Source organism: Thermus sp. KWY1, from assembly GCF_057547025.1.
Genome location: NZ_BAAJPG010000017.1, coordinates 54,433 through 72,572 on the forward strand (window position 1 = coordinate 54,433; position 18,140 = coordinate 72,572).

Genomic DNA, 18,140 nt, shown 5'->3' on the forward strand with positions numbered 1-18,140 from the left:
CTATGGCGAAGATCGGCTTTGTGAGCCTGGGCTGCCCCAAGGCCCTGGTGGACTCGGAACAGATCCTTTCCCGGCTGAAGGCCCTCGGCTACGAAACCAGTGCCACCTACGAGGAGGCGGAGCTGGTAGTGGTGAACACCTGCGGCTTCATTACCCCGGCCATTGAGGAGAGCCTCGAGGCCATCGGGGAGGCCTTGCGGGAAAACGGCAAGGTGGTGGTGACGGGATGCCTGGGGGCCAGGCCCGAGGTGATCCGGGAAAGGTACCCCAATGTGCTGGAAGTCACCGGCCCCGGGGAGGTGGAGCGGGTTTTGCAGGCCGTGCAGGAGGTGCTTCCCGCACCCCGCAACCCTCTTTTGGACCTCATCCCGCCCCAGGTGAAGCTCACTCCCCGGCACTACGCTTACCTGAAGCTTTCCGAGGGATGCGACCACCGCTGTAGCTTCTGCATCATCCCCAAGCTGAGGGGAGGCTTGCGCTCCCGCGACGCCGGGGAGGTCCTAGCGGAGGCCGCCCGGCTGGTGGCCACGGGCACCCGGGAACTCCTCCTCATCGCCCAGGATCTCTCCGCCTACGGGGTGGACCTCCGCCACCGGGAAAGCTTCTGGGGTGACCGCCTGGTGAAGGCGGAGCTTAAGGACCTTCTTTCCCACATGGCGGAGCTTGGAGCCTGGATACGGCTTCACTACGTTTACCCCTACCCCCACGTGCGGGAGCTTCTGCCCCTCATGGCCGAGGGCAAGGTGCTTCCCTACTTGGATGTGCCCCTACAGCATGCTTCGGAGCGGATCCTCCGCCTCATGCGCCGTCCGGGGGGGTACCAAAGCCACCTGAAGACCCTAAAGGCCTGGCGGGAGGTGGTGCCGGAGCTCGCCATCCGCTCCAGCTTCATCGTGGGCTTCCCGGGGGAGACGGAGGAGGACTTCCAGATCCTCCTGGACTTTTTGCAGGAGGCGGAGCTGGACCGGGTGGGGGTCTTCACCTATTCCCCGGTGGAGGGAGCCGAGGCCAACGCCCTTTCGGGCCATGTCCCCGAGGAGGTCAAGGAGGAACGGAAGGCCAGGCTCATGGAGGTGCAGGCGGAAATCAGCCTGCGAAAGAACCAAAGCTTCGTGGGGAAGACCCTCGAGGTCCTGGTGGACGAGCTTCCGGAGCCCGGCTTGGCCGTGGGCCGGAGCTATCGGGATTCCCCGGGCATAGACGGGCTGGTCTACGTGGAAACCGACGGCACGACCCGGGTGGGGGAGAGGATCCCGGTTCGGATAACCCGGGCGGATACCTACGACCTTTACGGGGTCCAGGTTTAGGATAGGAGCGGTATGTACATCGTCATCGCCGGGGGCGGGGAGGTGGGCGGGGAGCTGGCCCGCACCCTGGAAAAAGCCCATGAGGTGGTGGTTCTGGACCGCAACCCTCAGGCCAAGGAGCGCTTCGCCCATCTGGACGTGAAGGTGGTGGTGGGCGGGGCCACCGACCCCGACGCCCTTAGGGAGGCGGGGGTGGACCGGGCGGACCTCTTCATCGCCAGCACGGATTCCGATGAGGTGAACCTGCTGGCCTCCCTTCTGGCCAAGGGCCTTGGGGCCAAGGAAACCCTGTGCTTCGTGGGCAAGGGAGGGTACGTGGAGGTGCTCACCGATCCCCGCACCGCCGAGATCCTGGGTACCCGCATCGATAAGGTCCTCTGGCCGCAAAGGGCCATGGCCAGGGAGATCGTGGAGGTGATCCTGGTTCCCGGGGCCGTGGACACCGAGGTGCTGGCGGAGGGGCGGCTCCGCTTCGTGGAGTACCGGGTGAAGGAAGGAGGGCCCTACGCCCACCGGCTTCTATCCGAGCTTCCCTGGCCGGAGGGGGTCCTGGTGGTGGGGTTGGTGCGGGATGGAACCTTTTGGAGCTTCGCCCACCCGGAGTATCCCGAGGTCATCCTGGAGCCCGGGGACAAGATCCTTTTCGTCACCACCCTAAGGGCTTTCCCTGAGCTGGAGGCCTACTTCGCCACGGGGCGGGGCGTGCGCAGGGTAATGGTCATCGGTGGGGGAAACGTGGGTTTCATGGTGGCCCAGGAGCTTCTAAGGCGGCGCCTCGAGGTGGTGATCATCGAGCCCAGCCGCGAACGGTGCGAGTGGCTTTCCCAGGAGCTTCCCGGTGCCCTCATCATCCAAGGGGATGGTACCGACCTGGAGCTTCTGGAGGCGGAGGGATTGCAGGAAGCCGATGCGGTGGTGGCGGTGACCGACAACGACGAGAAGAACCTCCTGGCCTCCCTCCTGGCCAAGCAGCTTGGGGTGGGTAAGGTGATCACCCGGGTGTCCCGCTCGGAAACCCGAAGGCTCTTTGAGCAGGTGGGCATAGACCTGCCCCTCACGCCCCGCCAGGCGGCGGTGCGGGCGGTCTTGGACTACCTGGGACCCGAGAACGTGGAGCATGTGTCCACCATGGACGAGAACATCGAGCTGCTGGAGGTGGAGCTTCCGGAGAACTTCAGGCCCCGGTACCTGAGCACCCTGGCCACGCCCCAGGTGGCCCCGGTGGCCCTGGAGCGGGACCATCGGGTGATGCTCTACCGCGAGGACCTCGAGGCCCTGCCCAACGACCGGCTCTTTTTGGTGGTGGCCCGGGAGGTGGCGGATGAAGCCGTGGCCCGTGTCGTCGGCTAGGCAGGGGTTTCGCTCCAGCCTCTACCTCCTGGGCCTTACCTACCAGGGCTTTGGCCTTCTCATGCTGGCCTTCGCCCTCCTGGCCCTGGGCTGGGGGGAGGACGCCCGGGGGTTTCTTTTGGGGACGGTGCTGGGGGTGGGGTTGGGCAAGGCCCTGCAGGGGGTGGGGCATGCGGAGGCCCAGCCGCACCGGGCCGAGGTCTTTGCCGCCGTGGCCCTGCTTTGGCTTTTGGTGCCCGCCTTGGGGGCGATACCCTACTGGATCTCGGGGGGGCTGGACTACCTGGACGCTCTTTTTGAGGCGGTTTCCGGCTTTACCACCACCGGGGCCACGGTGCTTTCGGATTTCGGGCAGTTTGGCAAGAGCCTTTTTCTCTGGAGAAGCTTCACCCAGTGGATGGGGGGTATCGGCATCGTGGTGCTCTTCCTGGTGGTCTTTCCCCAGCTTCAGGTGGCGGGCCGCCAGGCCTTTTTCGCCGAGAGCACGGGGGTGGAGAAGGAGAAGCTTACGCCCAGGCTACGGCACACCGCCCAGGCGGTCTTGCGGGTGTACCTGACCCTGACCGCCTTGGCCTTCCTGGCCTACTGGTGGGCGGGCGTACCCGTCTTTGAGGCCTTGGCCAACGCCCTCACCACCACCCCGGCGGGAGGGTTCAGCCCCAACCCGCAAAGCTTTGCCGCCTACCCCCTCCTGGCCCAGTGGCTGGGTAGCCTCTTCATGTTCCTGGCGGGGGTGAACTTCCTTCTCCAGTACCGGCTGTTCTTCGGACGGGAGGTCAAACCCCTCTTCAGGGATGCGGAGTTCCGGGCCTATGCCCTGCTGGTGCTCCTTGCGGGTTTACTGCTTTCCCTTTACCTCTACACCCACCACATGTACAGCCTCGAGGCCAGCCTCCGCCATGCCTTCTTCCAGGTGATCTCCATCGTGACCACCACGGGTTTTGCCAGCGTGGACTTCGCCCAGTGGGTGGTGCCGGCCCAGGCCATCCTGGTGCTCCTCATGTTCGTGGGGGGAAGCGCGGGCTCGGGGGCGGGGGGCATCAAGGTGGTGCGCTGGCTTTTGCTTTTCGGGCTTCTCAGGCGGGAGATCACCCGCACCCTGCACCCCAGGGCGGTCCTTCCCCTGCGCCTGGGACAGCGGGTGGTTTCCGAGGAGGCCTTGCGGCAGGTTTCCGTTTTCATCTTCCTTTACACCCTTCTCTTTGGCTTCGGCACCCTGACCCTGGCCCTTTTGGAGGGGAGTTTTGTGGAGGCCTTTACCGCCAGCGCCCAGGCCATCGGCAACATCGGGCCGGGGCTGGGGACGGTGGGCCCCATGGGTTCCTATGCGGAACTCCATCCTGTTTCCAAGGTGGTCCTCATCTTCCAGATGTGGGCGGGGCGGATAGAGATCCTTCCCGTGGTCCTCCTCTTCAGCCCGGAGCTCTGGCGGCGGCTTCGGTGAAGGGTATAATCCACCCCATGAAGGTACTGGGGCGTCTTACCGCCATGCCCGAGCTTCCCGAGGCCCTTAGGGGTTTGAGGAAGCTGGCCTATAACCTTTGGTGGAGTTGGAATCCGGAGGCGGCAGAGCTTTTCCAGGAGATAGATTCCTTGCTTTGGAAGCGTTTCCGCGGCAACCCGGTCAAGTTGCTCTTGGAAGTGGACCCCGCCCGCCTCGAGGCCCTGGCGGGGAGCACCTATCCCGCCCGGGTCCAGGCGGTGGTGGCGGCTTTGGAGGCTTACCTCAAGGAACGGGAAGTGAAGGAAGGGCCTCTCAGCGCGTATTTCTCCGCGGAATACGGCTTCCATAGCTCCTTGCCCATCTATGCGGGGGGGCTTGGCGTGCTGGCCGGGGATCACATCAAGGCGGCCAGCGACCTGGGCTTGAACCTGGTGGGGGTGGGGATCTTCTACCACGAGGGCTACTTCCACCAGCGCCTTTCCCCGGAGGGAGCCCAGGTGGAGGTGTACGAAACCCTGCATCCGGAAGAGCTACCCCTTCTGCCCGTGCAGGACCGGGAGGGTCATCCCTTAAGGGTGGGGGTGGAGTTTCCGGGGCGTAAGGTCTGGCTTGGAGCCTTTCGGGTGCAGGTGGGTGCCGTGCCCGTATACCTCCTCACTGCCGATCTTCCGGAAAATGCCCCGGAGGATCGGGCCATCACCGCCAGGCTTTATGCTCCCGGTCTGGAGATGCGCATCCAGCAGGAGATGGTCTTGGGGATCGGGGGGATCAGGCTGCTACGGGCCTTGGGGCTTAACCCCCAGGTCTTCCACATGAACGAAGGGCACTCGGCCTTCCTGGGCCTGGAGAGGGTGCGGGAGCTGGTGGCCGAGGGGTATACCTTCCCGGTGGCTTTGGAACTGGCCCGGGCCGGGGCTCTTTTCACCACCCATACCCCGGTACCCGCGGGGCACGACGCCTTCCCCCTGGAGCTTGTGGAACGGTATCTCTTGGGTTTCTGGGAAAAGCTGGGCGTGGACAAGGAGGGCTTTTTCGCCCTGGGCCTCGAGGAGAAGCCTTGGGGCAAGGTCTTTTCCATGTCCAACCTGGCCCTTAGGACCAGCGCCCAGGCGGGTGGGGTTTCCCGCCTCCACGGGGAGGTTTCCCGGGAGATGTTCCACCACCTCTGGCCGGAGCTTTTGCGGGAGGAGGTGCCCATCGGCCACATCACCAATGGGGTCCACACCTGGACCTTCCTCCACCCCAGGCTACGCCGCCATTACGCGGAGGTGTTTGGTCCTGACTGGCTGCGGCATCCTGAGGACCCCGCCACCTGGAGGGTGGAGGGGTTGGGGGAGGAGTTTTGGCGCATCCACCGGGACCTCAGGGCTGAGCTGGTGCGGGAGGTGCGCTCCCGCCTCTACGAGCAACGCCGCCGGAACGGGGAAAGCCCAAGCCGCCTCCGCCAGGCGGAGCGCATCCTGGACCCCGAGGCCCTCACCATCGGCTTCGCCCGCCGCTTCGCCACCTACAAGCGGGCCGTGTTGCTGTTCAAGGATCCCGAGCGCCTCCTCCGCATCCTCCAGGGGCCTTATCCCGTGCAGTTTGTCTTTGCAGGCAAGGCTCATCCCAAGGACGAGCCCGGCAAGGCTTACCTCCAGGAGCTGGTGGCCAAGATCAAGGAGTACGGCCTCGAGGACCGCATGGTGGTCCTGGAGGACTACGACATGTACCTGGCCCGGGTTTTGGTTCACGGCTGCGATGTCTGGCTCAACACCCCCCGGAGGCCCATGGAGGCCTCGGGCACCAGCGGGATGAAGGCGGCGTTGAACGGGGTCTTGAACTTAAGCGTCCTGGACGGCTGGTGGGCTGAGGCCTACAACGGAAAAAACGGTTTTGCCATCGGCGACGAACGGGTCTACGAGAACGAGGAGGCCCAGGACATGGCCGACGCCCAGGCCCTGTACGACGTGCTGGAGGGGGAGGTGCTCCCCCTTTTCTACGCCAAGGGGCCCGAGGGCTACTCCTCGGGGTGGCTTTCCATGGTCCACGAAAGCCTCCGCACCGTGGGCCCGAGGTTCAGCGCCGCCCGTATGGTGCGGGAGTACCTGGCCCTTTACCAAAGGGGGCAGGAGTGGGCGGGGAAGGCCAGAGGGGAAGAGGAGGTGCTGCGCGCCTTCCACCAGGCCTTGCCTGCTTTTTATGGTTTGGCCCTCCGGGTGGAGGTTCCAGGGGACCTGACCTTGAATGGGGAGCCCTTGCGGGCGCGGGCTTACCTGGAGGGGAAGGTGCCGGAGTCCCTAAGGCCTTTCCTCGAGGTCCAGCTGGTGGTGCGCCGCGCAGGCGGGGGGCTGGAAGTGGTGCCCATGGAGGAGGCATCGGGATGGTTCGAGGTGGCCTACCGCCCTTCCCGGCCGGGAAGCTACGCCTACGGGGTGCGCATGGCCCTCAGGCATCCCGTGACGGGCCGGGTGGAGTGGGTGCGGTGGGCTTAAGGCCACCCCACCCTGGCAAAGCCAGGGCGGGGGCTCTGGCGGTTGCCTTATTTCTCGGGTAGGGTCTGCAGGTAGGAGAGGAGGTCTTGGAGCTGGGCAGGGCTCAGGAAGGAGAACCCGGGCATGACAAAGTTCCCGGGTTGGCCGTTCAGGACCTTGTGGAGGACTTCCTGCAGGTTCTCCTTGGCCAAGGTACCCACGTATTCAGGGTTTTCCGGGGTGCTGAAGTTGACGGCCCGGCCATCCTGGCCATGGCAGGAGGCACAGACCCGGTACACCGCCTTCCCCGCCACGAGATCCCCGCGGAGAGGCTTTTTGGCCTTGTAGTCGATCAAGGTACGCATGTCCAGGGTGCCGTACTTGAGGAAAAGGGCAAGGTCCTCGAGGTCCTCCTGGCTTAAGTAGGGGCTGAAGTCGTGCTTGGGGTTGCTGGCACCCTTCAGGAGGGCAACGATTTCCTCGAGGGTCTTGCCCCGGACCTGGAGCACCCCCACGAATCCCGTGTAGTGGGATCCAGAGCCATAAGCTCCATCCTTACCCAGATAGTCCCAGCCGTGGCACTCCTTGCACCGCCAGGTGTCGGTGCCCTTCCGGGTATTGGTGGTCTGGAGGGCCCAAAGGGGGTGGTCACCCGCCGGGGTTTGCACGCCTTTGGCCTTGATCCAGTGATCGTAGAGTTGCCCGCCCCGCTGAATCCTCCAGGGATCGATGCCCGTTTGCCCCTGCGCCGCCAACAACAGGCTCCCCAATAAAAGGGCTACAAACCAGAACCCGCGCATATCCTACCTCCTTTCCCCCATGGTGGGGCACTTAAAGTATGGCACCGATCCCATGGGACTTATGTCCTAAGCGCTCCTCCAGCTCTCCCATAACCTAGCACCCTGCTTAAGGAAGCCTCGCATCCGGGTGGTTTTCCCTTTTCCCTTGACCCCCAGGGCGCACCCGGTATAATCGGCCCGTGCATCAGGGAGGGTGAGCATGAAAAGGATTCTCTTGCTGCTTGGGGTACTAGGGTTAGCCGTGGCCTTCGCTCAGGTGCGGACCTTGGATCAGATCAAGCGCTCGGGCGAGATCCGCATCGGCACGGAAGGGGCTTTCCCCCCTTTCAACTACTTTGACGAGAAGAACCAGCTGGTGGGGTTTGAGATCGACCTGGGCAACGCCATAGCCCAAAAACTGGGGCTGAAGCCCGTGTGGATCACCCAGGCCTTTGATAGCCTTCTCATCCAGCTGAACCAGGGCCGGTTTGACTTCGTGATCGCCTCCCACGGCATCACTGAGGAACGGGCCAAGGCCGTGGACTTCACCAACCCCCATTACTGCACGGGCGGCATCATCGTGAGCAAGAAGGGAGGCCCCAAGACGGCCAAGGAGCTTCAGGGCAAGGTGGTGGGGGTGCAGATCGGCACCACCTATATGGAAGCTGCTCAGAAGATTCCCGGCATCAAGCAGGTGCGTACCTACCAGAAGGACCCCGATGCCCTTCAGGACCTCCTCTCGGGCCGCCTGGACGCCTGGATCACCGACCGGTTCGTGGCCAAGGAGGCCATCAAGGAGCGGAAGCTGGAGAATACCCTCCAGCTTGGGGAGCTGGTCTTCCAGGAAAGGGTGGCCATGGCCGTGGCCAAGGGCAATAAGAGCGTGCTCCAGGCTCTTAACCAGGCCCTGGCCGACCTGATGAAGGACGGTACCTACGCCCAGATCAGCAAGAAGTGGTTCGGCGAGGACGTGCGCTGTAAGTAGGCCAGTCCCGGGCCCGGGGTGAAGGGGTTGCCCTGGGCCCTTTTCCTGCCGCGAAGATGCCATCTTGGTTGCGGGTCTTCTTGCTCCTGGCCCTCCTCCTTGGGGGGTATTTCGGCTTGTTCGCCCTGTTGGGCGTGGTGCTAGAGCGCTACTTCCTTCTTACTGGCTTTGGACCTGACCGGGCGGCTTCCGCAGGCCAGGCCATGGCCTTGGGTGCGGAGATCACCTTAAAGCTCACCTTGATCTCCAGCCTGGCAGGGCTGGTCATCGGGGTGTTCGCCGGGATGTTCCGCCTATCCCGGCGTTTGTGGGTGCGGCTTCCCGCCAGCTTTTACATCTGGGTTACCCGGGGCACGCCCCTTTTGGTGCAGATCCTCTTTGCCTACAATGCCTTGCCCCTCCTGCTTCAGCCCCTCTGGCCCGAGGCCCAGCAGGTTCTCACCCCCTACTGGGCGGCCTTTATCGCCCTTTCCTTCAACGTGGGGGCGTATAACGCCGAGGTGGTCCGGGCGGGCATCCAGGCCATTCCCAAGGGGCAGTGGGAGGCCGCCTGGTCCCTCGGGCTTTCCCCGGCGGACACCATGCGCTTCGTGATCCTGCCCCAGGCCTTGCGCATCGTGGTACCTCCCTTGGTCAACAACGTGGTGGCCCTTCTCAAGGATTCCTCCCTGGCCAGCGTCATCGCCCTTACCGAGCTGGCCCTCTCCGGGCAGCGCATCATCTCGGCCACCTTCCGGCCCGTGGAGGTCTACCTGGCGGTGGCGGCCATTTACCTCCTCCTGACCACCGTGCTCACCTTCTTCACAAATCTTTTGGAGCGGAGGCTCCAGGTGGCGGGGAGGTAGGGCTTGTGGAGGGGAAGGGGCTACGGGTATACTGCCTGCGGCATAAAGGAGGTGTAAGGTTATGCGGCTAAGGAATATGTTATTGGCAGGGATCGCCTTCCTGGGCTTGAGCCTAGCCCAGGAGTTCGTCACCATCGGCTCGGGTTCCACCACGGGGGTCTACTTTCCCGTGGCCACGGGTATGGCCAAGCTGGTGAACGATGCGGGTGTAGGCATTCGGGCTAACGCCCGCTCCACCGGGGGTAGCGTGGCCAACATCAACGCCATCGCCGCCGGGGAGTTCGAGATGGCTTTGGCGCAAAACGACATCGCTTACTACGCTTATCAGGGATGTTGCATCGCTGCCTTCGATGGGAAGCCCGTGAAGGGCATCCGCGCTTTGGCGGCCCTTTACCCGGAGGTCATCCATATCGTGGCCCGGGCGGATGCGGGCATCCGCACCGTGGCGGACCTCAAGGGCAAGCGGGTGGTGGTGGGCGATGTGGGTTCGGGTACCGAGCAAAATGCCCGGCAGATCCTCGAGGCCTACGGCCTCCGGTTTGAGGACCTGGGCCAGGCTATCCGGGTGAGCGCCACCCAGGGCATCCAGCTCATGCAGGATAAGCGGGCGGATGCCCTCTTCTACACGGTGGGCCTGGGGGCCAGCGCCATCCAGCAACTGGCCCTCACCACCCCCATCACCCTGGTGGCGGTGGACCTGGGTAAGATCCAGGCCATCGCCAAGAAGTACCCCTTCTACGTGGGCTTCAACATCCCCGGGGGTACCTACAAGGGAGTGGAGGTCACCACGCCCACGGTGGCGGTGCAGGCCATGCTGATCGCCTCGGAGAAGCTATCCGCCGATACCGTGTACAAGTTCATGAAGGCGGTGTTCGGCAACCAGGAGGTCTTCAAGAAGATCCACCCCAACCTGGAGCGCTTCTTCAGCCTGCAGAAGGCGGTGAAGGGCCTGCCCATTCCCCTGCACCCTGGTGCGGAGCGGTTCTATAAGGAGGTAGGAGTCCTCAAGTAGGCTCCTGGCTGAGCCCAGGGGGCCCCGCCTGGGGCCCCCTTTGCCTGGAGGAAGTATGGAGAAGGACGCCTCGCTTTTGGTGGAGGAAACCGAGCTAGGGGGGCGAAGGCTCAAGGGGGCGGGCCGATATGTGCTCTTCGGCCTGGGGGTGGCCTGGAGCCTCTTTCAGCTTTGGGCCACCGAGCTGGGTACCCTGGACCCCATGCGGCTCAGGGCGGTCCACCTGGCCTTCGCCTTGGCCCTAGCCTTTTTGGCCTACCCGGGGAGGCGGGGACCACGGGAGCGCATTCCCCTCCTGGACTGGGGTATGGCCCTCTTGGGAGTAGCCGGGGCTCTCTACGTGGTCTGGGATTACTACGGGATCACCCAGCTCCGGGGGGGTATCCCCAGCCAGCGGGATGTCTTCATGGGGACCCTGACCCTTGGGGTTCTCTTCCTGGCTGCCTGGCGGGTGGTGGGGCCTGCGCTGCCCATCATTGCCTCGGTGTTCGTCCTCTACGCCCTTACCGGGCCCAAGGGGCTTCTGCCCTTTACCCTTCCCTCCTGGCTCCAGCTCCATGCGGGCAGCCAGTGGGGGCAGCTCATGGGGCAGCTCTACACCACCGCCGAGGGCATCTGGGGGGTACCCTTGGGGGTTTCCGCCACCTTTGTGTTTCTCTTCGTCCTCTTTGGCGCCCTCTTGGAAAAAGCCGGGGCGGGGCATTTCTTCATCCAGGTGGCCTACGCCCTGTTGGGCCACTTCCGCGGGGGGCCCGCCAAGGCGGCGGTGGTGGCCAGCGCCCTCACGGGGGTGGTTTCGGGCAGTTCCGTTTCCAACGTGGTCACCACGGGCACCTTCACCATCCCCTTGATGAAGCGGGTGGGGTATCCGCCGGAGAAAGCCGGGGCAGTGGAGGTGGCCTCCTCCTCCAACGGGCAGCTCATGCCTCCGGTCATGGGGGCTGCGGCCTTCATCATGGCGGAGTTCCTGGGCATCCCCTATAGCCAGCTCATCCTGATCGCGGTCATCCCCGCCATTCTGGCCTACGCCACCCTTTTCATCACCGTGCACCTCGAGGCCCTGCAGCTGGGTCTCAAGGGGGTACCCAGGTCGGAGCTACCCCCCGTGGGTCCTATTCTGCGCTCGGGCCTTCACTACCTTCTGCCCCTTGTCTACCTGATCTACGCCCTGGTGGCCCTGCGCCTGACCCCCGAGCGGGCAGCCTTGAACACCATCTTCCTCATGCTGGTCCTCATCCTGGTCCAGGAGGTGTGGCGGGCCTATCGGGCGGGAACCGGGCTCGGCTTCGGCCTTCTTAGGGGGGGAAGGCTCATTCTGGAGGGCCTCGAGGCGGGTGCCCGGGGCATGGTGGGCATCGCCTTGGCCACGGCCAGCGCCGGGGTCATCGTGGGCATCGTCACCATGACCGGGATTGGCTTTGGCCTCACGGACATCGTGGAACGCTTATCGGGGGGGAATCTGATCCTGGTCCTCATCCTGGCCCAGTTCACCAGCCTCCTTCTCGGCATGGGTCTTCCCACCACCGCCAACTACATCGTCATGGCCTCCTTGGTGGTGCCGGTGGTGCTTCAGCTGGCGGAGAAAGCGGGCTATGCGGTGCCGCCCGTGGCCGCCCACATGTTCGTCTTCTACTTCGGCATCATGGCGGACTCCACGCCCCCGGTGGCCTTGGCCGCCTACGCGGCCAGCGCCATCGCCAGGTCCGATTTCTGGAAGACGGCGGTTCAGGGCTTCGTGTACGAGCTTCGCACCGCCCTCCTCGCCTACATGTTCTTCTTCAGCCCCAAGCTCCTCTTGTTGGGAGTGGAAAGCGTGGTGGAGGGGGTGTGGATCGTTCTTTCCGCCCTCTTGGGCATGACGGCCTTCAGCGCCAGCCTGGTGGGCTTCCTGCACAAGCGCACCACCCTCTTGGAGAGGGCCCTGCTCATGGCGGCGGCCCTCACCTTGGTGATACCGGGCCTTCTCACGGATGCCATCGGTCTGGCCCTCTTCCTCCTGGTCTACGCCATGCAACGGGTGCGAAAATGAAGGCGGTGGACCCCATCATCCGCATCCACAACCTGCACAAGTGGTTTGGTACCCTGCACGTGCTCAAGGGGATCCATTTGGAGGTGGCCCCTGGGGAGAAGCTGGTGATCATCGGTCCCTCGGGCTCGGGGAAGAGCACCCTGATCCGCTGCATCAACCGCCTGGAGGACTTCCAGGAGGGGGAGGTGGTGGTGGACGGCCACAACGTGAAGGAGGAGCGGGCCCTCAAGGAGGTGCGGCGGGAGGTGGGGATGGTCTTCCAGCAGTTCAACCTCTTCCCCCACATGACGGTGCTGGAGAACATCACCCTGGCCCCCATGCGGGTGAGGGGCTGGTCCCGGGAGCGGGCGGAGCGGAAGGCCTTGGAGCTTTTGGAGCGGGTGGGGATCCTGGACCAGGCGAGGAAGTACCCGGGGCAGCTATCCGGGGGCCAGCAGCAGCGGGTGGCCATAGCCCGGGCCTTGGCCATGGAGCCCAAGGTGATGCTGTTTGACGAGCCCACCAGTGCGTTGGACCCGGAGATGGTGGGGGAGGTGTTGGACGTGATGCGGGACCTGGCCCGAGGGGGTATGACCATGCTGGTGGTGACCCACGAGATGGGGTTTGCCCGGGAGGTGGCGGACCGGGTGATCTTCATGGACGGGGGTCAGATTGTGGAGGAGGGGAGGCCGGAGGGGATCTTCTCCTCCCCCAGGGAGGAGAGGACCCGGGCCTTCCTGCAACGGGTCTTGCACCACTAGATCCATGCCTGCACCCGAGCGCAAAGAAGGTCTTTGGGGGCTTTTGGAAGCCCTCCTGGATCCGAAGGCCCCTTTTTCCTTGCGCCTTCGTGGCCTTAGGCTTTATGCGGGTTTCCTCCTGGTTCTTCAAGGGGGGGTGCTCCTTCTCCTGGCCTGGGTGGTGCCCCGGGCATCCCACCCCCTGCTTTGGGCCTTGGCCCTGGGAGGCGCTTTATGGCTTCTTTTTCAGGCGGAGGCCAGTTGGCAACGGGAGGGGGAGGAGCCCCTCACCCCCTTGCGGGTGGTGGGTTTGGGGGGAGCCCTCTTCTTCTTTTTGGGGGTGATGGGCCTCCTCCTTTGGCCAGGAGGTTTTCTGCTTTTTCTCCTCGGGGCCCTTGGGTTTTTGTACCTTTGGTACCGCTCGGAACGGGCCTTGCTGGCCAGAAAGTAGTTTCTATTGGGAAAGCCTCAGGGCCCGGGCCACATCCTTTAGGCGCACCCGGGAAAGAGCCTTGATCCCCTCGAGGTGTTCCCTGGCCCGCTTCTGCCCGAGCTGGTAGACCAAGGGGAGGGCCTCGTGGTCGAAGGTGCCGATGGCCATGGGGGGATTGAGGGCGATGACCAGGTCAGCCCCCTGCAGGGCCAGGTCCTTCAGGCGCCTGCGGCTCGCCTCCCCGGCTAAAAGCGCTGCCTCCAGGGCCGTTTTTGGCCCTTCCTTGGGTGGAGGGTTGGATACATCCACGGCCACCACCTTGGGGAAAAGCTCCTTAGCCGCCCGCACCGGCACCTTTTCCACCACGTCCCCATCCACCAAAAGCCTTCCCTCCCAGGGCACGGGAGGGAAGAGGCCAGGAATGGCCATGCTGGCGAGAACCGCCTTCCACACCGGGCCCTGGCGGAGGATTACCCGTTCCCCCGTGAGGAGGTCTGCCGCCTGGATGGCTAAGGGGATGGAGCTGGCCTCGAGGCGGGCCTCCCCGAAGAGGCGCTGTAACCCCAGGGCGATCCTTTCCGCTTCAAAAAGATGGGGGCGCCGGAAGGCGGTGAAGAGCCTGGCCAGGGTGCGGAGGTTTCCTCCCTGGCGAAGCCCGGCGATCTCCTGGTCAAAGATGGCCTCGTGAACCCTCCAGGGATCCTTGTGGCCGAAGGCGTAGGCGGCGGCCGCCAAGGCACCGGCGGAGCTTCCCGCAAGGCCTCGGATGGGTATTCCGGCCTCCTCCAAAACCGCCAGCACCCCCAGGTGGGCGTACCCGCGAACGCCGCCGCCTCCTAAGGCCAAGGCTACCCCTCGCACAATCCTTACCCTACACGTAAAAAGGCATCCTATGAAGGCATGGTATAACGAGGGCATGCGCCCCCACTTGAGTAGGGTTCCCGGTGTGCTAGGGGAGATTGCCCGCAGGCGGGCGGAAGAGGTGGTTCCCTATCCCCTTCCCCCTGCGCCTGAGACGGTGCCTTCCTTCCGGGAGGCCCTGCTTCAGCCAGGGCTTTCCGTGATCGCCGAGGTGAAGAAGTCGAGCCCCTCGGAAGGGGCCATAAGGGCGCTGGATCCCGTGGCAGCTTCCCTGGCCTACCAGCGGGGCGGGGCCCGGGCCATCAGCGTCCTCACCGAGCCCCATTACTTTGGGGGCAGCCTCGAGGACCTTCTTAGGGTCCGCCAGGCGGTGGACCTACCCCTGCTGCGCAAGGACTTCGTGGTGGATCCCTTCATGCTCAAGGAGGCCAGGGCCTACGGGGCCAGCGCGGTTCTCCTCATCGTGGCCCTTTTGGGGGAACTCACCGGGGTCTACCTGGAGGAGGCGAGGCGCCTTGGCCTGGATGCCCTGGTGGAGGTGCACACGGAAAGGGAGCTGGAGCTGGCCCTCGAGGCGGGGGCGGAGATGGTGGGCATCAACAACCGGAACCTCACCACCCTGCAGATAGACCTCACCACGGCCCCGAGGCTTGGCCGCTTGGCCCGGGAGGCTGGCTTTGGCGGGGTCTTGGTGGCGGAGTCGGGCTATTCCCGCCGGGAGGAGCTGAGGCCCCTGGAGGGGCTTTTCGACGCCGTGCTCATCGGCACCAGCCTCATGAAAAGCCCTGATCTGGAGGAAGCCCTGAGGGCGCTGGTAGGATAGCCCCATGTTGCTGATTCCCGCCGTGGACCTGAAGGGGGGCAAGGCGGTCCGGCTTTACGAGGGGGACCCGGGGCGGGAAACCCCGTACGGGGATCCGGTGGCGGCCGCCTTGCGCTGGCAGGAAGAGGGGGCCAGGCTCCTGCACCTGGTGGACCTGGACCGGGCCCTGGGAAAGGGGGATAACCTCGAGGCCCTCCGGCGGATCGCCCAGGGGATACGCATTCCCTTTGAGGTGGGGGGTGGGGTGCGTTCCCTGGAGGTTCTCCGGGAGATCCTCCTGCTGGGGGCTTCCCGGGTGGTGGTGGGCACGGTGGCGGTGAAGCATCCTGCTCTCTTGGAAGCCATGTTGGCGGAGGTGGGGCCTGAAAGGCTAGCGGTGGCCTTGGATGCCCGGGGCCTCGAGGTGGTGGTCTCAGGTTGGCAGGAGGCTGCTTCCCTTTCCGCCCTGGACCTCCTTGGGCGTTGGGAAGCCATGGGAGTGCGCACGGTGATCTACACCGATGTCCGGCGGGATGGGACCCTGAAGGGCTTGGACCTGGAGGTGGTGGCCCGGGTGCGGGAGGCTTGGCCCCATGAGCTCATCGCGGGCGGGGGGATCGCTGGCCCGGAGGACCTTTTAGGTTTAAAGCGCCTGGGGGTGGAGGGTGCCCTTTTGGGCAAGGCCCTATACGAGGGGCGCGTGCGCCTTTCCGACTACAAAGAGGGGGTATTCTAAGGCCATGAAGCTGGCCCACTGGGTGTTTCTCCTCGTCACCCTGGGGGTGGCGGGAGCGGGGTTTTACCTGTACCTGGCCTTCCCCTTCCTGGAGGTGCCCACGCCCTTGGGTTCCTGGCCCCTTTACTACCTTCTTCCGGGGGCCTATGCCCTGGGGTTTTTGGTGGGGGGAGTGTATGCCCTGGTTCTTTGGCTTTGGGGCGTGGGGGAAAGGCGCGCCCTTCTCAGGGAGGTGCGGCGGCTTCAGGGCGAGGTCAACGCCTTAAAGCGGGAGCGCATTGAGGAGATTCCCAGAATCCCCGATCGGGAAGAGGTGTAGCGATCCCCACTCTGGGGGATAGGGAAGGGAGGCTTAAGGGGTTATATGAAGGACCGGGTGCGCTGGCGTCTTCTCCCCTTGCCGCCCTTGAAGGAGTGGCGGGAGGTGATGGAGGCCTTTGGGGTGGGGCCGGAGGCTGCCTTGGCCTACTGGCACCGGGGGGTGCGCCGCCCTGAGGACCTGAAGCCTTCCCTGGGCCTTCTTCCCCTCAGGGGCCTGAAGGAGGCGGTGGAGCTTCTCCTTTGGGCGCTAGAGGGGAGGAAGCGCATCCGCATCCACGGGGACTACGATGCGGATGGCCTCACCGGAACCGCCATCCTGGTGCGGGGCCTCAGGGCCTTGGGGGCGGAGGTGCATCCCTTTATCCCCCATCGCCTCGAGGAAGGGTATGGAGTCCACCCCAAGCGCATCCCCGAGCACCTGGAAGCCGCCGATCTGTTCCTGACGGTGGACTGCGGCATCGCCAACCATGCCGAGCTTCGGGAGCTGGTGGAAAACGGGGTGGAGGTTCTGGTGACCGACCACCACACGCCCCGCGATACCCCTCCTCCGGGTGTCATTCTCCATCCCGCCTACACCCCGGACCTTAAGGAGCACCCCACGGGGGCCGGGGTGGCCTTCCTGCTCCTCTGGGCCCTCCATGAGCGGCTGGGCCTGCCCCCGCCCCTGGAGTACGCCGACCTGGCGGCGGTGGGCACCATCGCCGACGTGGCCCCCCTTTGGGGGTGGAACCGGGCCTTGGTGCGGGAAGGGCTTGAGCGCCTTAAGGACTCCCGCCTCTTGGGGCTTCGCCTCCTTGCGGAAAGTGTGGGCTACACGGGGAAGGCGGTGGAGGTGGCCTTCCGCATCGCCCCCCGCATCAATGCGGCAAGCCGCCTGGGGGAGGCGGAGAAAGCCCTTAGGCTTCTCCTCACGGAGGACGAGGAGGAGGCCAAGGGTTTGGTGGAGGAGCTGAACCGGCTGAACGCCCGCCGCCAGGCCATAGAGGAGGAGATGCTTAAAAGGCTTCTTCCCCAGGCGGATCCCGAGGCCAAGGCCATCGTTCTGCACGATCCCGAGGGGCATCCGGGGGTGATGGGCATCGTGGCGAGCCGCATCCTCGAGGCCACCTTGCGCCCGGTCTTCATCGTGGCTCAGGGGAAGGGCACGGTGCGAAGCCTCCCCCCCATCAGCGCCGTGGAGGCCTTAAGGAGTGCCGAGGACCTTCTTCTCCGCTATGGAGGCCACCGGGAGGCTGCGGGCTTTGCCGTGGATGAGGCCCATTTCCCCCGGTTTAAGGAGCGGGTGGAGGCCTTTGCCGCCTCCTTCCCCGACCCTGTGCGGGAAGTGCCCCTTGTAGGGCTTTTACCCCCTTTGACGTCACTTCCGGAGCTTCACCAAGCCTTGCTGGCCTTAGAGCCCTTTGGGGAAGGGAATCCCGAGCCCCTTTTCCTTCTCCAAGGCTCCCCGGAGGAGGCCCGGTCCATGGGGGAGGGGAAGCACCTCGCCTTCCGCCTGCAGGGGGTTAGGGTGGTGGCCTGGCGCATGGGGGAGCGGGCGGCCGCTATGCCCTCGGAGTTGGAAGCCGCCGTCTTACTGGTGGAAAACCGCTGGAACGGTACCGTGTCCTATGAGGCCCAGGCCCTGGACTTCCGCGAGCCCGGGGAGCTTGAGGGAGGGGTGGAGCCCTTTGCCTATCCCATTCCTTTGCCCGAGGCCTTGGCCCGAGCCAGGATGGGGGAGGGGGTATACGTTCCCGAGGATAACCCCGAGGGCCTGGAGTATGCGAAGGGGGCGGGGTTTCGCCTATTAAGCCCTGGGGAAGCTACGCTTTGGCTAGGGATACCCCCCACCCCCGTGGGGATTCCCCGCGGTCCGGTGTATGTGGCCCTGGGGGCGGGTGCCCGGGCCAGGCTCCTGGCTCCGCCCACGCTCCCCATGGACGAGGAGCGGCTTAGGGCCCTGGTGGCCCAGAGACTCCTTTTTGCTTACCAGAGGGGGCATGCCCCCCTTTTCAGCGAGGCCTTGTTGGCCTACTGGGCGGCTTTGCCCGATAGGGCAGATGCATTGCCGAATAGGGGGTGAAG

At 64.8% G+C, this 18,140-nt stretch carries 16 protein-coding genes; 14 read left to right on the plus strand and 2 right to left on the minus strand.

What is annotated here, in order from left to right:
- Positions 1–2: 2 nt before the first annotated feature.
- From rimO to glgP, 4 genes are read left to right on the plus strand one after another with little or no spacing between them, the layout of a single operon-like run.
- On the plus strand, positions 3–1,307 hold the full coding sequence (rimO, locus tag AC27GT_RS04935; protein ID WP_487223626.1) for a 30S ribosomal protein S12 methylthiotransferase RimO: 1,305 nt from the start codon (positions 3–5) through the stop codon (positions 1,305–1,307).
- 12 nt (positions 1,308–1,319) lie between these two features.
- Complete coding sequence (gene trkA, locus AC27GT_RS04940; protein WP_015717393.1) at positions 1,320–2,657, plus strand: Trk system potassium transporter TrkA; 1,338 nt, start codon at positions 1,320–1,322, stop codon at positions 2,655–2,657.
- Complete coding sequence (locus AC27GT_RS04945; protein WP_015717392.1) at positions 2,629–4,101, plus strand: TrkH family potassium uptake protein; 1,473 nt, start codon at positions 2,629–2,631, stop codon at positions 4,099–4,101. The genes trkA and AC27GT_RS04945 overlap by 29 nt, the downstream gene beginning before the upstream one ends.
- 17 nt (positions 4,102–4,118) lie before the next feature.
- Positions 4,119–6,575: an alpha-glucan family phosphorylase gene (gene glgP / locus AC27GT_RS04950; RefSeq protein ID WP_219758485.1), complete on the plus strand. Its 2,457-nt coding sequence runs from the start codon at positions 4,119–4,121 to the stop codon at positions 6,573–6,575.
- A gap of 47 nt (positions 6,576–6,622) precedes the next feature.
- Here the strand turns inward: glgP and AC27GT_RS04955 are convergent, their stop codons facing one another.
- Entirely contained in the window at positions 6,623–7,354 is a 732-nt protein-coding gene (locus tag AC27GT_RS04955) for a cytochrome c (RefSeq protein WP_267261259.1), read from the minus strand.
- 199 nt (positions 7,355–7,553) lie between these two features.
- Here AC27GT_RS04955 and AC27GT_RS04960 point away from each other — a divergent pair, with 199 nt between their 5' ends.
- The 6 genes from AC27GT_RS04960 to AC27GT_RS04985 all read left to right on the plus strand — a co-directional run bounded on the left by AC27GT_RS04960 (position 7,554) and on the right by AC27GT_RS04985 (position 13,374).
- Positions 7,554–8,318, plus strand: coding sequence for an ABC transporter substrate-binding protein (locus AC27GT_RS04960; protein ID WP_219758483.1), 765 nt, complete (start codon positions 7,554–7,556; stop codon positions 8,316–8,318).
- Between the two features lie 56 nt (positions 8,319–8,374).
- Entirely contained in the window at positions 8,375–9,163 is a 789-nt protein-coding gene (locus tag AC27GT_RS04965) for an amino acid ABC transporter permease (protein WP_028493034.1), read from the plus strand.
- 61 nt (positions 9,164–9,224) lie between these two features.
- Entirely contained in the window at positions 9,225–10,175 is a 951-nt protein-coding gene (locus AC27GT_RS04970; RefSeq protein ID WP_219758482.1) for a TAXI family TRAP transporter solute-binding subunit, read from the plus strand.
- Positions 10,176–10,230: 55 nt separating this feature from the next.
- Positions 10,231–12,204 (plus strand): TRAP transporter permease, encoded by a 1,974-nt coding sequence (locus AC27GT_RS04975; RefSeq protein ID WP_487223627.1) that lies wholly within the window; start codon positions 10,231–10,233, stop codon positions 12,202–12,204.
- Positions 12,201–12,944, plus strand: coding sequence for an amino acid ABC transporter ATP-binding protein (locus tag AC27GT_RS04980; RefSeq protein WP_015717386.1), 744 nt, complete (start codon positions 12,201–12,203; stop codon positions 12,942–12,944). The genes AC27GT_RS04975 and AC27GT_RS04980 overlap by 4 nt, the downstream gene beginning before the upstream one ends.
- A 4-nt stretch (positions 12,945–12,948) precedes the next feature.
- The gene (locus AC27GT_RS04985; protein WP_015717385.1) at positions 12,949–13,374 is read left to right on the plus strand and encodes a hypothetical protein; all 426 of its coding nucleotides are present in this window, start codon (positions 12,949–12,951) and stop codon (positions 13,372–13,374) included.
- A 3-nt stretch (positions 13,375–13,377) separates the two neighbouring features.
- On the opposite strand, the gene AC27GT_RS04990 is transcribed toward AC27GT_RS04985, so the two are convergent.
- Positions 13,378–14,217: a patatin-like phospholipase family protein gene (locus AC27GT_RS04990; protein WP_015717384.1), complete on the minus strand. Its 840-nt coding sequence runs from the start codon at positions 14,215–14,217 to the stop codon at positions 13,378–13,380.
- Between the two features lie 55 nt (positions 14,218–14,272).
- Here AC27GT_RS04990 and trpC point away from each other — a divergent pair, with 55 nt between their 5' ends.
- The 4 genes from trpC to AC27GT_RS05010 are packed head-to-tail and all read left to right on the plus strand — an operon-like array spanning position 14,273 to position 18,138.
- Entirely contained in the window at positions 14,273–15,040 is a 768-nt protein-coding gene (gene trpC, locus AC27GT_RS04995; protein ID WP_038028949.1) for an indole-3-glycerol phosphate synthase TrpC, read from the plus strand.
- 4 nt (positions 15,041–15,044) lie between these two features.
- Complete coding sequence (gene hisA, locus AC27GT_RS05000; protein WP_015717382.1) at positions 15,045–15,755, plus strand: 1-(5-phosphoribosyl)-5-[(5-phosphoribosylamino)methylideneamino]imidazole-4-carboxamide isomerase; 711 nt, start codon at positions 15,045–15,047, stop codon at positions 15,753–15,755.
- 4 nt (positions 15,756–15,759) lie between these two features.
- Positions 15,760–16,074 (plus strand): LapA family protein, encoded by a 315-nt coding sequence (locus AC27GT_RS05005; protein ID WP_015717381.1) that lies wholly within the window; start codon positions 15,760–15,762, stop codon positions 16,072–16,074.
- 45 nt (positions 16,075–16,119) lie between these two features.
- Entirely contained in the window at positions 16,120–18,138 is a 2,019-nt protein-coding gene (locus AC27GT_RS05010; protein ID WP_487223628.1) for a single-stranded-DNA-specific exonuclease RecJ, read from the plus strand.
- Positions 18,139–18,140 lie beyond the last annotated feature (2 nt).